Raw genomic sequence first — 14113 nt, forward strand, 5'->3', positions numbered from 1 at the left:
CTAATTTTAAGGGCATTATACTAAAAGTTAAATAAAAGCAAAATAATATTATTGAAAAATTGTTTTTAAATTTTAAAAAACCGCCGCCGCTAAAAAGCCGCTTATCGGCCACTTGCTAGTTCTAAATTTAGACAAATTTTAAATTTAAATCTCTACATAAAATTTTGTGCGCTATGAGAGCGCGTATCCTGTGCCAGATAAAAGAGACCCGCAAAGCAGGTCTTCATTTCTCGCAAAGCTTGCCGCACGCGTCGGCGCGGCACCTGCTGCAGTGAGTCATTTGCGCCATTGAGCCGCCGATTAGCTTTTGCATACTGCGAATTTCTTCGTTTGAGGGCGATTTGATATTTGCAAAAGGCGTATCATGCACGGGGATCATCGCCATGCAGTTCATGATATCGGCTTGCCACTCTTTGGCTTTTTTGGCGATCTGGGGGACGTGATCCATATTGACGCCCGGGATTACGACCGTATTGATCTTTACGATCATACGGGCTTCTTTTAGCTTGCGGATCCCTTCCTCTTGGCGCTCCCCAAGAATTCTAGCGCCCTCTTCACCATGGTAAATTTTGTTTTTGTGGCGCACCCACGCATAAATTTTGCCGCCTACGCCCGGCGTTACGGCATTGACGGTCACCGTCACGTGGCTCACGCCGATCCGCACGATATCATCCACGTGCTCGGGCAGGGACAGGCCGTTTGTGGATAGGCAAAGTAGGGCGTGAGGGAAGCGGGCTTTGCATTTTTCAAAGGTAGCTAGGGTCTTGTCGGCATCGCACATAGGATCCCCGGGTCCTGCGATACCGATGACCGAGATATCCTGTCTAAATTTAAATAGATTTTCCACGTATAGCGCAGCTTCGTCAGGGCTTTGCACTCTCCCCGTTACGCCGGGGCGATTTTCGTTAGCGCAGTCGTAGATGCGGTTGCAAAAATTGCATTGGATATTGCAATGCGGCGCTACGGGAAGGTGCACGCGCCCGTAGGCGGCGGACGCTTTTTTGCTAAAGCAGGGGTGGTTGTCGAAAGAGGGTTTGGCGAAAAAATTCATCAATCTTTTTTCCTTCCGAATTTGATGGCATCCGCGTGGCAAACATCCATACAATCGCCGCAGTTCGTGCAGTTCATCTCGTCGGGCCTAGTGCCCATTTCGCATTTGCGCAAACAGGCGTTGCAGTTATCGCAGGCACCTGTTTTGTAAACGCGAAATATTGAAATTTTACGCAGCAGCTCCATTATGCCGCCGCTAGGACAGGCGAAGCGGCACCATAAATTTGCGACGATCAGTGACGCAGCGATGAGAGCTACGACGACGGCAGTGCGAACCGCCCAGTACCAGTCGGAAAATTTAAAGGACATGATAACGGCGTTTAGGTACTCGTCGCTGGTGCGGATGGGGATCATGACGCGAGGGTTGCCGTAGATAAAATATACGCCGGCGCTAAGCAAAACGGCTAGAACCATGCCTATTTGCGCATATCGTAGCTTCCTGTTATTTTTTAGCTTAAGCTTGAAAGCGGCAAATTTGCCGAGCATTTGATTTACGAATCCGCCCGGGCAAAGCCAGCCGCAAAACGCGCGCCCGAGGAAAATAACCAGCACGGGGATAAATAGCCAAAAGCCGAAAAACACGGTCGCGATCCGCCCCCAGCACGTAACGATCGGACAGGATTGGCAGTTTACGAAAGGCACGATAAATGGGCATCTAAAAATCCCGTAATACGCCCATTGTCCGATCGCGCCTATAAAAATCAGCTGCACCAAGCGACGAATTTTAGTTAGTCTAGAGACTTTTTTCATCTTTGCCATATTTACGATACTAAACATCTTTTACACCAAACCTTTCTATGAGTTCAAGCCCACGCGCCGAATGGATGGAGGTAAAGCCGTGCCGCTCGAAAATTTCCTGCCCGTCCGAGCAGACGAAGTCCGCAAAGTCATCGGCCAGCTTCTCGTCTTTTACGTATTTCATGATATTTAGCGTAAAGGTAAGCGGCCCCGGCGGGATGAGTTTCTCGTCGATAGGCATGTATTCGATTTTGTCTTTAAACCTATCGTGCGTCGTTAGGCGCTTTTCGATGATAGACGCATCGCCCTTGCCGTCTACCAGATCGCACATCATAGTAATTACGCACGCTCCGTTGGCGACCATATTTTTCATAACCGGTCCTGTGAGGCCGGAATTTTTCAAAATTCCCTTTACCGGTCCGCTGCCCGGAGGCGAAGCCCTTAGCGGCAGCATCACCCGCACGCCGGGTTCCGCTAGATCCTTCAGATCGCGAATGCCTGCGGGATTTCCCTTCGGCACCACTAAAACGTAGTCGGTAAAACACAGCGGTCTAAAGCGAAGGCTAAGGCCAGCTTTGCGTAGTTTTTGAGAGAGCTCCAAAACGCGGGCGCCGAAAACCTCCGTCTTGCCCTGCAAGGCTAGCAGCGACTTTCCGAGCGCGCCCGCAAAGGCGCCGGTGTACTGGATATTGTGCCCCGTTCTTGACTCATAAACGGCGTTTAGCTCGTTAAATGCTTCGGACAGCCCTCCGCACGACCAAACCTGCAGCGAACCTGGCTTAAACGGCGTATAGCCGGCGAGCATCGCTTCGGGTCCGGCGATGGCGGCAGCCGCCAAAGCTCCTTTTAAAAAGCCGCGACGAGATTCGTCTATCTCCTTAAATTTCATGCAACCTCTCCTTTCTTTGGTTTGTTTTTAAATTTAGAAAATTCTTCATTTCAAAATTTCAAGTAAGACTCGCTAAAGTAGCTCGATAAACGCTTCCAAGCGCGTGCGAATTTGCCCGACGTCTTGTTTTGAATAATCAGTCTCCAGCGACATATAGTTTGCTCCAGCTTCACGGCTGGCTTCTTTGATCTTGTTCGTCTCGATCGCGTAGGTGTGGCAGCCGCTTAGCACGACGTCGATGACGCCGTGCGCTTGATACTCATGGATAAATTCCTTGATAATATCCGAGCGTGCGTCGTTTTGATACATCACCGAACAGGGGATTTTGAGATAGCGCTCGGCGATATTTGCAACCAAATCGCCCTTAGTTTGTACTTGGTTTTGATAGCCCTTGGTGCCGGAGCAATTTTCAAAGGCCACTACGTCTGCGCCCAACTCCTCGATCTGCTTGATAACCTTTTCGTACACGCCTCCGCTCGGACAGCCTGTGATGATGATCCGCTTTTTACGAGTTTTCGGCGGCGTCATCTCCTTTGCGGCGGCTATGTAAGCGCGTATCATTTTAAGCTTTTCGCGTTTGTCGTATATGAAGTCGCTCGCAAATGAAATTTGATGAATTTCGCTACCCGCTACCGGCATCGGATTTAGTTTGCCAAGCTCTAAAAGCTCCAACATCACATCGCGCTCTTCGTTGTAAATTTGCACCGCATCGAGCAGTGCTTCATCCGTGATTTTCGTATTAAATTTTTGCTCTAAAACTTTACGAAATTCCCTAAGCTCGTCGGTAAAAAGCTCCAAACTCTTGCCGCCGGTCATATTCGGCAGTTGCAGCACGTGGACGTCCTTATGCTTTGCGAGCAGCTCATACATCTTTTTCTTGCCGTCGCAGGTCGTTTCACCTATGACGAGATCGCTAGCGTTCATATAGGGGCATTTTTTCGTAACCGCGTAGCCGTAGCTTGCTTTGATTAGCGGGCAAAGATTGCGCGGAAGCTCCGCGTGAGCGGCGTCTATCGGGCTCTCGTCATAGGCGCAAAGCCCAACCGGCACGGCGCCCGCAGCGTAAATGAGCTCCTTTGGCGAATAGGTGCAAAACATTCCCACTACGTGTTTGCCTTGCTCTTTTAGATCGTGCAGAGCCATTGCGTTGCGCTTTTTAAGCGCGTCAAAATCCATCTTCATCTCGTCTCCTTTGAAATTTCGTTTGTTTTGTGTGCGCCGATAAGCGAAGCGCCCATCGCGCCGCAGTAGATTGCGTTTTCGCAAGTAAAAATTTCAGCCCCCAGATGCTCGCCTAGAAGCTGCTTAAAGAGCGGCACGTTGCTAAGTCCGCCGCTTAAAAAATAAATTTGATTTTCCAGCCGTTTGATGAGAGAGGCGACCTTGTGCGCGGAGGAATCCACGATGGCGTAGGCGATCTCGCTAGTTTCGGCTCCGTTTGCGCTTAGCGAGACGATCTCGCTCTCGGCAAAAACAGTGCAGGTCGAGCTTAGTTTGATCGCGGGATTTTTGCGGGCGGTTTTGTAAATTTCGCTTAGCTCTAGCCCCAGGCGGCCCGCGCTGATCTCTAAAAATTTGCCCGTGCCGGCCGAGCACTTGTCGTTCATGATGAAGTCTGTGGGCTTGCCATTTTCGATCTTGATCGCTTTCGTATCCTGCCCGCCCACGTCGATGACGGTACAATCAGGCTCAAACAAAAAGTGCGCCCCAAGGCCGTGGCATAAAATTTCGCTCATGCTAAGCTGCGCGTAGTCCACGCTGACGCGTCCGTAGCCCGTAGCCGTTACGAAGCCCTCGCCGTAGCCTTTTTGCTCTAAATTTTGCTTGATCTGCCGCGCGACTCTAACCGCGCTAAAGCCGCTAGGTAGTAAAAACAGCTCGCAAAATTTGCCGTGCTCGTCCATAACGGCGACCTTTGATGAGGTCGAACCGATGTCGATACCGATAAAATGCATAAAATTTAAATCCGTCGAAAAATATTTCTACGCCGTAGAACTTTAGCGCAATCTTAGCTTGTTAAGACTTTTATATCGCTGAAATTTGGCACGGGCTCGGTGCGTATTTAAATTTAGTCTCGCACCGCGTTTGAATCGGTTTTAGATTTAAATTTAGCGCTCGCGGGCGATTAAAATTCCGCTTAAAATCACCACCGCGATGCCCGCTAGCACGATCGGACCGGGCAGATGATCGCCTAGCATAATGCCGAGTGCCATGCTAAATAGGATGTCGCTGTAGCTGATCGCGGCGACTATGCCCGCTTTGCGTGAAGCGGCGTAGGCGCGCGTCATGTAAATTTGAAAGTAGATACCGCTGACGCCCAGAAGCGCCACTAGCACCCAGCCAAAAAGGCTTGGCGGGTTGAAATAAGCGAGCTTCGCTAAATCCGCGCCGCTGAAAAGTCCTAAAATTTTAACCTCGCTACCTTCAAGCGCCCAGCCCGCAGCCATCATCATCGCGCTTAGAAAGGTAGCGGACGAGACGAAAACCAGCACGATGAGGTTGGTGGCGTAGTGTTTGCGAAGCTCGCGCACGCTCGTGTATGCAAGCCCCGCGCACATGCCGCCGAAGATTCCCACTGCATCGGTTACGCTGATGCCGATGTGCGGGCGCACGACGAGTAAAATTCCGCCAAAGCCGAGCAGTATCGCAAACCAACCCTTGGAGCTTAGCTTTTCGCCTAAGAAAAATGCCGAAAATAGCGCGGTGAAAATGGGCGCCGTCTTTTGGAAGGTAAAAGCGGTGCCAAGATCGATGTGGGCGATATTGTAGAAGGTCGCTAAGATCCCGCAGCTGCCGATAAAGCCGCGAAACGCGAGCAGCCACGGCTTGCCGCCCGGGCCAAGATTTTTTACCCGCCGTAGCGAAAATAGCACGATCGCGATGCCTACGACGTTGCGGAAAAACACGATCTCGGCGCTGCTCATCCGCTCCGCCATCACCTTGGCTAGCGCGCCGTTTAGCGCGAAATAAAAGCTTGCTACGAGCATATAGTAAACGCCCAGATGTTTTAGCCAAAACGCGGAGTAAAGCTTCTGCTTCACGCCGTCCTACTTTCGGTTCGCCACGAGCGCGCCCGCGGCGATGATGAGCGCCATGCCCGAAAGTGCCATGAAACCGGGCAAGGCGTCGCCTAGCAGCAGCCCAAATAGCGTCGAAAAGATGATGTCTGCGTAGCTGATCGTAGCTACTATGCCCGCTTTGCGCGTCGCGGCGTAGGCCTTGGTGACGTAGGTTTGATAAAACAGCCCCAGCAGCCCCAGAAGCACGGCAAAGAGCCAGCCCTGCGCGTTTGGAATTTTAAATTTGCAAAGCATAAAGCTCAGTGCGGGCGCGTCTATAAATTCCGCTGCGATCATAAGCGCTACGGGCATCAGCGTGCCGGCAAGAAGCGCAGAGAGGATGATCGTATCGGAGCTATAGTATTTGCGCAGCCCGCGCACGGAGGTAAACGCCATCGCGCCGAATTTTTCGCCGAGGGTAAAGTACGCGATGATCGCCGTCCAAATGGACGCCGTTTTTTGAAAGGTAAATGCCTCGCCGAGGCTGATATTTGCGATGTTATAAAAAAACACCATCAGCCCCAAAATCCCGATAATGCCGCGAAACGCGAGCGTAAAAGGATGACCGCCCTTGTTTGCGAAGCGCGCCATGCGGGGACGAGCCTTGATTTTATAAAGCAGGATCAAAAGTCCGGGCAGATTGCGAAAGAGCACGACCTCAAGCGATGAAATTTGCGCGCCCAAAAGCTTGGCAAAAACGCCCGTAAGAGAGTAGTAAAAGCACGCCATCAGCATATAATACACGCTTAGATGGTGCAGCAAGAAGTTGTTGTATTTCATCGCGTCCCTTTAAATTTGCGGAATTATACACGCATAATGATTAAATTTTAATATTTCGCCGTTTTAATATTTCGCCGCGCCTCCTGCTTTCGCGCGCCTGGCGCGACCGCTCGATTTTGCACTTTGGCGCTTGCATTTGCGTTTCTCGCTTGCAGGCGACAGTTCGGTGCTTGGATATTGGGCGCTGCTTTTGTGATTTTTACCGACCCTCTGCTTTGCGCGCCACCGCTTGCTTGAGCAAAGCAGTAAAATTTGCGCAGCTGCGGGCTTTTATGCTTTCGTGTAGTTGCGCCGGTTTTGCGCTACTGTTGCTAGTTTTCTCGCCCAGGCTTCGGTTTTAAAATTTTATAAATTTACGCGTAGCTCCAGTTTTGCGTCATCCGTGGCGATGGATCGCGCGTTTTGATGCCTTGCGTCCGTGCGGCGTCCCGCTAGTGTCGCGATAAAATTTCGCTAAATTTAGCGCCTAAATTTCATAAAATTTTGCCGCCCGACTTGCGCGAGCGAGCGCGTAGAATTTGGCTTTAATCTATTTTTGGTTATAATCGCGCCAAAAACTACAAGGACGAACGTGAAAAGTTTGATCATCATCGGGCGCCCCAACGTCGGCAAGTCGAGCCTTTTTAACCGCCTAGCGGGCGCTCGCATCGCCATCACGAGCGACGTTGCGGGCACGACGCGCGATACCAATAGAGCCGAAGCCGAAATTTTCGATCGCCGCGTGCGCGTGATCGATTCGGGTGGCTTGGACGATACCTCCGAGCTGTTTGCGCGCGTGCAGGCTAAGACGCTAAGCGAGGCAAAGAGCGCGGATTTGATAATCTTTATGACGGACGGCAAGCTGCTTCCGAGCGATGATGAGCGGCGGATATTTTTCTCGCTGCAGAGACTTGGCAAGCCCATCGCCCTAGCGGTCAATAAGATCGACGGCAAGCGCGACGAGGAGCGTAGCTGGGAGTTTAACGAATTCGGCGTTAAATTTTTCCCGATCTCCGTCTCGCACAACAGCGGCATCGATGAGCTGAAAGAGTGGATATATGGCTTTTTGGACCCTGCGCCCGCGAGGCAGGACGAGGATGAAATTTTTGATGATTTTATAGAGGGCTTTAACGACGAGGGCGAGCCGAAAGAGGGGCGCGACGAGGAATTTTATGCTAGTAAAACCATCGGCGTGGGCATCATCGGGCGGGTAAACGTCGGCAAATCAAGCCTTCTAAACGCGCTTGTGGGCTCGCAGCGCTCGGTCGTGAGCGATTACGCGGGCACGACGATCGATCCGGTGAACGAAAGCACGGAATTTGGGGGGCGCACGCTCGAGTTTATCGATACAGCAGGCATTCGCCGCCGCGGCAAGATCGAGGGCATCGAGCGTTTCGCGCTAAATCGCACCGAAAAAATTTTACAAAACTCCGACATCGCGCTTTTGGTGCTTGACGCAAGCGAGCCGCTAAACGAGCTGGACGAGCGCATCGCGGGGCTTGCGGCCAAATTTGAACTCGGGCTCATCATAATTTTAAACAAATGGGATCTTTGCGAGCGCGATTACGACGAGTTTTGCCGCGATCTGCGCGATAGGTTTAAATTTCTTTCCTACGCGCCGATCATCAGCGTCAGCGCGACGGACAGGAAGCGGATACATAAAATTTACCCGCTCATTTTGGAGGTTTATTCAAATTTCACGCGCAAGCTCGGCACCGCAAGGATCAATGAAGCGGTAGAGGCCGCGATAAAGGCGCATCCGATACCTCGCGAGCGGGGCAAATCGGTTAAAATTTACTACGCCGCGCAGATCGGCTTTGCGCCGCCGAAGATCGCTCTTGTAATGAACCGCCCAAGTGCGCTACATTTTAGCTACAAGCGCTATTTGATGAACAGGCTGCGCGCGAGCTTCGCTCTTTCGGGAAGTCCGCTAGTGCTGCTACCGCGCAAAAAAGGTGAGAGCGATGAAGAGCGGTAACATCGTGCTCATCGGCTTTATGGCGGTCGGCAAGGGCACGGTAGCGCGGGCTCTGGCTGCGCAAAGCGGGATGTTTGCGCTTGATTGCGACGATATGATCGAAAGCTACGCCAATAAAAAGATCGGGCAAATTTTTAAAGAGCAGGGCGAGCAGAGCTTTAGAAAGATGGAGGCGGGCCTTGCGAAATTTTTAGAAAAGTCCGTCCGATGCGCCGTGATCTCCACCGGCGGCGGCTTTTACGCCGTGAAAAATTTAAACAAAATCGGCACCGTCGTGTATCTGAAATCAAGCTTTGAGGGGATCATTAATCGCTTAAAAAATAGCGAGAACGCGGAGAAAAAATTTGCCAAGCGCCCGCTGTTAGCGGATCTGCAAAAGGCCGCGGCGCTGCACGCTCAAAGAGACGGGGCGTATGAAAAAAAGGCCGACATCGTAATCGACGTCGAAAATAAAAGCGTGAAAAAGATCGTAAAAGAAATTTGTTCCGCCTGCGACGGGCTAAATTTAAAAGGAAAAAAGATGTCTAAGCAGAAGTGCTCTGGCGGCGGCAAAAATTCCGAGCCGCACGGCAAAGAGGGCAAAGGCGATAAGCTTAAAAAGAAAGAGGCGCTAAAGCAAAAGCTGCGTGAGCTACTGGAGGGCTTAGAGCGCGAGGAAATTCCAAAGCGGGTGATCGCGTGGCACTTCGATCTTTACGAGCCTTACGCGCTGCAGCTCGCGGGATCGAGCAGCTTTGATGCGGATGACGACGACTGGGCGTGCGAGGACGAGGATGAATTTTATCCGCAAAGCTCGCGCTTGCAGCTTGATTTTTTAAGCGAGCTTTCGTGGCGACAGGTTTTAAAAATGCTCGTGCAGGCTCTGCGCGAGCTGCGAGAGCAGATGCCAGATGCAAAAATTTTTAAGTGCAAGCACGTTGCCGCGGGTTTTGTGGACGGCGATCTGATTTTGATTTAAAGGAGCAATGATGAGAATTTTAACGGGTCTTCAGCCTAGCGGTAAGCTACATTTGGGCAATTACTTCGCGAGTATCAAGCAGATGGTGGATGCGCAAAACGCGGGTGAGCAGATGTTTATGTTTATCGCAAACTACCATGCGCTCACGTCCGTAAGCGACGGCGCAAAGCTTAAAAACTCAACCTACGAGGCCGCCGCGGCGTTTTTGTCGCTGGGGATCGATCCGAAAAAGACGGTGTTTTGGGTGCAAAGCGACGTGAAAGAGGTGCTGGAGCTTTACTGGATTTTAAGCGGATATGCGCCGATGGGGCTGCTCGAGCGAGCACACGCATACAAAGATAAGATCGCAAAGGGCTTTGAGAGCAAACACGATCTGTTCAGCTACCCCGTGCTGATGGCGGCGGACATCCTGCTATATAGCGCGGAGGTCGTGCCTGTGGGCAAGGATCAGATCCAGCACGTCGAGATCGCTCGCGACATCGCGCTTAAATTTAACAACGCCCACGGCGAAATTTTAACTATTCCGCAAGCGCGCGTAAATGATGAAGTGGCGATCGTGCCGGGCACCGACGGTGCCAAGATGAGTAAGAGCTACGGCAATACGATCGATATTTTTGCGGATGCTGCGACGTTAAAGAAGCAAATTTCAAGTATCGTAACGACCTCCGAGCCGCTAGAGGCGCCTAAGCAGTGGCGCGGGTGCAATGTCTATAACATCGCAAAGCTATTTTTAAACGAAGCGGAGCAGACGGAGCTACAAGCTCGTTACGAGCGGGGCGGCGAGGGGCATGGGCATTTTAAGGTGTATCTAAACGAGCTCGTGCAGGGCTACTTCAAAGATGCGCGAGATAAATTCGAATACTATCAAAGCCATCGCGAAATTTTAGACGAGATGCTAAGACAGGGCGCGCAAAGGGCGGCTGCGACGGCTGCTTCATTGATGCAAAAGGTTCGCGCCGCCGTGGGGATTTATCGCTAAGGAGAGTGAGATGACGGATTACGCTAGAGAAATTTTATCTGACGGCAAGCTGCTTCGGCAGAAGCTGGAAATTTTTTTTGCAAACTCCTAGTAAGGTTGAAATTTACGCACGTGCCTGCGAGAAATTTTTCGCCGCGGGTAAGCAGCGCGAGTTAAATTACGTAAGTACGTGGAGCTGGTGGGGATTTTTCGGCACGCTGTTCTTTTTTCTGTACCGCAAGGAGTATAAAATTGCCGCAGCCCTATTTGCCGTTATGGTAATTTCTTGCTTCGTTCCGTTTTTGGATGGACATGATAGAACTATAGGAACGGCGATTAGCGTCAGTAGCGGGACTATGGCGAAATATTACGTTTGCGATAGTTTTGTTTCATTGCTAGATAAGCAGGACGATGAAGCCCTAAGACGGGGCGGCGGCGTGAATAGATGGGCGATATGGCTCGCGGTAATATTTTACGCTTTGGTCGCAATCGTGTTTGCGCTGATAATTTCAAACGGCGGCAAAGCTTAGTCATTTTAAACGGCTTCCGCGCTCAAAAACGCTAAATTTTAAAAAGGAGTAAGAATGAAAGCGATCGTAACGGTGATCGGCAAAGACAAGGTTGGCATTGTGGCGGGCGTTTCGGCTAAGCTCGCGCAGCTTGGGCTAAACATAGACGACATCAGCCAGACGGTTTTGGACGAGTTTTTTACGATGATGGCGGTGGTTTCCAGCGAGGAAAAGCAGGACTTTACGGCCCTACGCGAGGAGCTAAACGAGCTAGGCGAAAAGCTAAAAGTAAAGATCAACATCCAAAGCTCGGCGATATTTGACGCCATGCACAACATCTAAGGCGCACAGATGGACATCAAAAACGTAACCGAAACGATCGCTATGATCGAGGAACAAAATTTCGACATCCGCACGATCACGATGGGCATCAGTCTGCTTGACTGCATCGATCCCGATATTGACAAGGCGGCGGAGAAAATTTACGCAAAGATCACCGACAAGGCGCGCGATCTGGTAAAGGTCGGCAATGAAATTTCAGCAGAGCTCGGCATCCCGATCGTAAATAAGCGCGTCTGCGTAACGCCTATCGCCATCATCGGCGCGGCGACGAACGCTACTGACTACGTCCCGCTAGCTAAGGCGATGGACGAGGCGGCGCAAAAGGTCGGTATCGACTTTATCGGCGGCTTTTCGGCGCTAGTGCAAAAGGGCTACGCAAAGGGTGATAAAATTTTAATCAACTCCATCCCCGCCGCGCTCGCCGCGACGCAGAAGGTCTGCTCGTCGGTAAATATCGGCTCCACCAAGACGGGCATAAATATGAGCGCGGTCGCTGATATGGGGCGCGTAATCAAAGAAACGGCGCGGCTTTCGGATCTCGGCGCCGCAAAGCTAGTCGTATTTGCCAACGCCGTCGAGGATAACCCCTTTATGGCGGGCGCATTTCACGGCGTGGGCGAGGCAGAAGTCGTCATAAACGTGGGCGTATCGGGCCCCGGCGTCGTTAAGCGCGCGCTTGAGAAGGTGCGCGGAGCAAGCTTTGACGTGGTCGCCGAGACTGTGAAAAAGACTGCGTTTAAGATCACGCGCATCGGACAGCTCGTAGGCCAAATGGCGTCCGAGCGGCTGGGAGTGAAATTTGGCATCGTAGATCTCTCGTTAGCCCCAACCCCGGCGGTGGGCGATTCGGTAGCGCGCGTGCTTGAGGAGATGGGACTAGAGCGCGTCGGCACGCACGGCACGACGGCAGCTCTAGCGCTACTAAACGACGCGGTCAAAAAGGGCGGCGTCATGGCGTGCAACCAAGTAGGCGGGCTTAGCGGCGCGTTTATCCCCGTCTCCGAAGACGAGGGCATGATAGCCGCAGTGCGCGCAGGCTCGTTAAATTTAGAAAAGCTCGAAGCGATGACCGCGATCTGCTCGGTGGGGCTCGATATGATCGCGATCCCCGAGGATACGCCCGAGCAAACGATCGCCGCGATCATAGCCGACGAGGCCGCGATCGGCGTGATAAATCAAAAAACGACCGCCGTGCGCATAATCCCAAAAGGCAAAGAGGGCGACACGCTGGAGTTCGGCGGCCTGCTCGGTAGCGCGCCCGTGATGAGCGTAAATAAAAACTCATCCGCGGACTTCATCGCCCGCGGCGGCCAGATCCCAGCACCCATTCATAGTTTTAAAAACTAAATTTAACCGCTTAAGGAGGGAAAATGAGGGCGTTTGCGTTATTTGCGGCAGCTTTGCTTTTAAGCGGCTGCTCCATAATCTCGGCATTTTATAGCAAGGAGAAAAAATTCGAGCTGGCGGGCTTGGGGCAAGACGGGGTTTATAGGACTTCGGACGGCAGCACAGACACGCTAATAAAAATAACGTCCGCCCGCACAAAAGAGGGCGAGCCGTATCGTATAATCCACACGCTGGAAATTCCTAAAAATTCTACCCAGACGGATTTTGATAGCAACGATAAAGAGGTATTTAAAATAGACTGCTCCAAGAATCGTTGCTCGCCCGAATATGACAGGGAGCCGAAAAGAATCGCCATTTCTTGGCCCGCGCCGAATGGAGGCGGCGTTTTTGACGGCGTCATATATCTAAAAAATTTACGGCTCGTAAAGGCGTATTAAATTTGCGGATTAAAAGTGCGTAAAATTTATAAAATTTAGCGGGTAAATTTTAAAATTTAGGAGCCAAAATGGATAAGCTTAGAGAAAGATATATCGCGCTTCAAAAGGCGTTTTGGGATTCTGACGGCGGAGCGGCGAGCATTTTGGCGCTGTATGAGTTCAAAGACGAGCTCGAAAAATGCGGTGAAAGGGAAGCAAAGCCAGTACTCGTGGACGTTTATGAGCTACTTGAGCTAAAAAAGAGCGCCTGCGAACTATTAACTAAAATTTGCGATCCAAAGGACAGAAAGCAGCTTAAAAAGCTCGACTATCTGCGGCAATACGGCGCAGACGGCGACGCGGACGCGATAAAGCGCCCCAAAACCGCAAGCAAAGTGACACGTGCGAGCGAAAAATCAAAAGCCCTGCCTCATTTTTGCTACCACCCGGATCCCTTCAAAACAGACGTGTTTAAAGAGGATGCGAACGTGGTTTGCGAGTGCTGCGGGCAGGCGACGGGCGTTTATTATCGCGGTAGCGTTTACTGCACGGCGGACGTGAAATATCTCTGCCCACACTGCATCGCTAGCGGCGCGGCTGCGGCGAAATTTGACGCCAGCTTCATCCAGGACGCCGATCCTCTGCCGTCAGGCGCTGCGGACGCGCAGGGCAAAACCGAAGAGCTGTTTAAAAGGACGCCGGGGTATTTTAGCTGGCAGGGGGCGCATTGGCTCACGTGTTGCGACGATTACTGCGAGTTTTTAGGCGACGTTGGCACGAAGGAGCTGCAGGATTTGGGCGCCCTGGAGGAGGTCTTTGCCGAATACGCTCTGCGCGAGGAATTTGCGGTAGAGGACGTGCGTGACTGCCTCGTCGCAGGAGGCGACACGGCGGGCTATTTGTTCAGATGTCTGCATTGCGGGAAATATAAAATTTATGTCGATGCGAGCTAAAATTTTAAAGTAGCGGCGGAATTTTAAATTTTAAACTTCGCCAGGAATTTTAGGCCCCCGCGAGCATAAAATTTTAAAATTTAGGCCTTAGCGGCTCAATCGAAATTTTAAAATTTAGGCGGGTCGTATTTAAGGGCGCATTTATTGGATAGCGCAT

The 14113-nt window shown here is 51.5% G+C and carries 14 protein-coding genes and 1 pseudogene; 8 read left to right on the forward strand and 7 right to left on the reverse strand.

Annotated elements, in window-relative coordinates:
• Nucleotides 1–223: 223 nt before the first annotated feature.
• The 7 genes from Q0140_RS08015 to Q0140_RS08045 all read right to left on the reverse strand — a co-directional run bounded on the left by Q0140_RS08015 (nucleotide 224) and on the right by Q0140_RS08045 (nucleotide 6516).
• Nucleotides 224–1051 carry a radical SAM protein gene (locus Q0140_RS08015; RefSeq protein WP_297963580.1) on the reverse strand — a complete coding sequence of 276 codons (828 nt, stop codon included), beginning with the start codon at nucleotides 1049–1051 and terminating at the stop codon, nucleotides 224–226.
• Complete coding sequence (locus tag Q0140_RS08020; protein ID WP_297963556.1) at nucleotides 1051–1827, reverse strand: 4Fe-4S binding protein; 777 nt, start codon at nucleotides 1825–1827, stop codon at nucleotides 1051–1053. The genes Q0140_RS08015 and Q0140_RS08020 overlap by 1 nt, the downstream gene beginning before the upstream one ends.
• Nucleotides 1820–2677, reverse strand: a complete 858-nt coding sequence (locus Q0140_RS08025) for a substrate-binding domain-containing protein (RefSeq protein ID WP_297963558.1) — start codon at nucleotides 2675–2677, stop codon at nucleotides 1820–1822. The genes Q0140_RS08020 and Q0140_RS08025 overlap by 8 nt, the downstream gene beginning before the upstream one ends.
• Nucleotides 2678–2749: 72 nt before the next feature.
• On the reverse strand, nucleotides 2750–3859 hold the full coding sequence (locus Q0140_RS08030) for a double-cubane-cluster-containing anaerobic reductase (RefSeq protein WP_297963560.1): 1110 nt from the start codon (nucleotides 3857–3859) through the stop codon (nucleotides 2750–2752).
• Nucleotides 3856–4632 carry an acyl-CoA dehydratase activase gene (locus tag Q0140_RS08035; protein WP_297963562.1) on the reverse strand — a complete coding sequence of 259 codons (777 nt, stop codon included), beginning with the start codon at nucleotides 4630–4632 and terminating at the stop codon, nucleotides 3856–3858. Before Q0140_RS08035 ends, Q0140_RS08030 begins: the two co-directional genes overlap by 4 nt.
• Nucleotides 4633–4785: 153 nt before the next feature.
• Nucleotides 4786–5718, reverse strand: coding sequence for a DMT family transporter (locus tag Q0140_RS08040; RefSeq protein ID WP_297963564.1), 933 nt, complete (start codon nucleotides 5716–5718; stop codon nucleotides 4786–4788).
• 6 nt (nucleotides 5719–5724) lie between these two features.
• A complete protein-coding gene (locus tag Q0140_RS08045; protein ID WP_297963566.1) occupies nucleotides 5725–6516 on the reverse strand; it encodes a DMT family transporter in 792 nt (263 codons plus the stop codon).
• A gap of 571 nt (nucleotides 6517–7087) precedes the next feature.
• On the opposite strand from Q0140_RS08045, the gene der reads away from it, so the two are divergent.
• The 8 genes and pseudogenes from der (at nucleotide 7088) to Q0140_RS08085 (ending at nucleotide 13956) form a co-directional block, all read left to right on the forward strand.
• Entirely contained in the window at nucleotides 7088–8473 is a 1386-nt protein-coding gene (der, locus tag Q0140_RS08050) for a ribosome biogenesis GTPase Der (protein ID WP_297963568.1), read from the forward strand.
• A pseudogene (locus Q0140_RS08055) lies at nucleotides 8460–8954 on the forward strand (shikimate kinase); the annotation flags it as partial. The gene der and the pseudogene Q0140_RS08055, both read left to right, overlap by 14 nt.
• 487 nt (nucleotides 8955–9441) lie before the next feature.
• Nucleotides 9442–10410, forward strand: coding sequence for a tryptophan--tRNA ligase (trpS, locus tag Q0140_RS08060; RefSeq protein ID WP_297963570.1), 969 nt, complete (start codon nucleotides 9442–9444; stop codon nucleotides 10408–10410).
• A gap of 77 nt (nucleotides 10411–10487) precedes the next feature.
• Nucleotides 10488–10919 (forward strand): DUF2628 domain-containing protein, encoded by a 432-nt coding sequence (locus Q0140_RS08065; RefSeq protein WP_297963572.1) that lies wholly within the window; start codon nucleotides 10488–10490, stop codon nucleotides 10917–10919.
• Between the two features lie 54 nt (nucleotides 10920–10973).
• Nucleotides 10974–11240: an ACT domain-containing protein gene (locus Q0140_RS08070; protein WP_005871308.1), complete on the forward strand. Its 267-nt coding sequence runs from the start codon at nucleotides 10974–10976 to the stop codon at nucleotides 11238–11240.
• A 9-nt stretch (nucleotides 11241–11249) separates the two neighbouring features.
• Nucleotides 11250–12587 carry a PFL family protein gene (locus Q0140_RS08075; protein ID WP_297963574.1) on the forward strand — a complete coding sequence of 446 codons (1338 nt, stop codon included), beginning with the start codon at nucleotides 11250–11252 and terminating at the stop codon, nucleotides 12585–12587.
• A gap of 23 nt (nucleotides 12588–12610) precedes the next feature.
• Nucleotides 12611–13024, forward strand: coding sequence for a hypothetical protein (locus Q0140_RS08080; RefSeq protein ID WP_297963576.1), 414 nt, complete (start codon nucleotides 12611–12613; stop codon nucleotides 13022–13024).
• 68 nt (nucleotides 13025–13092) lie between these two features.
• The gene (locus tag Q0140_RS08085) at nucleotides 13093–13956 is read left to right on the forward strand and encodes a CbrC family protein (RefSeq protein WP_297963578.1); all 864 of its coding nucleotides are present in this window, start codon (nucleotides 13093–13095) and stop codon (nucleotides 13954–13956) included.
• Nucleotides 13957–14113 lie beyond the last annotated feature (157 nt).

The sequence above is a fragment of the uncultured Campylobacter sp. genome, assembly GCF_938045405.1.
GTDB lineage: Bacteria > Campylobacterota > Campylobacteria > Campylobacterales > Campylobacteraceae > Campylobacter_B.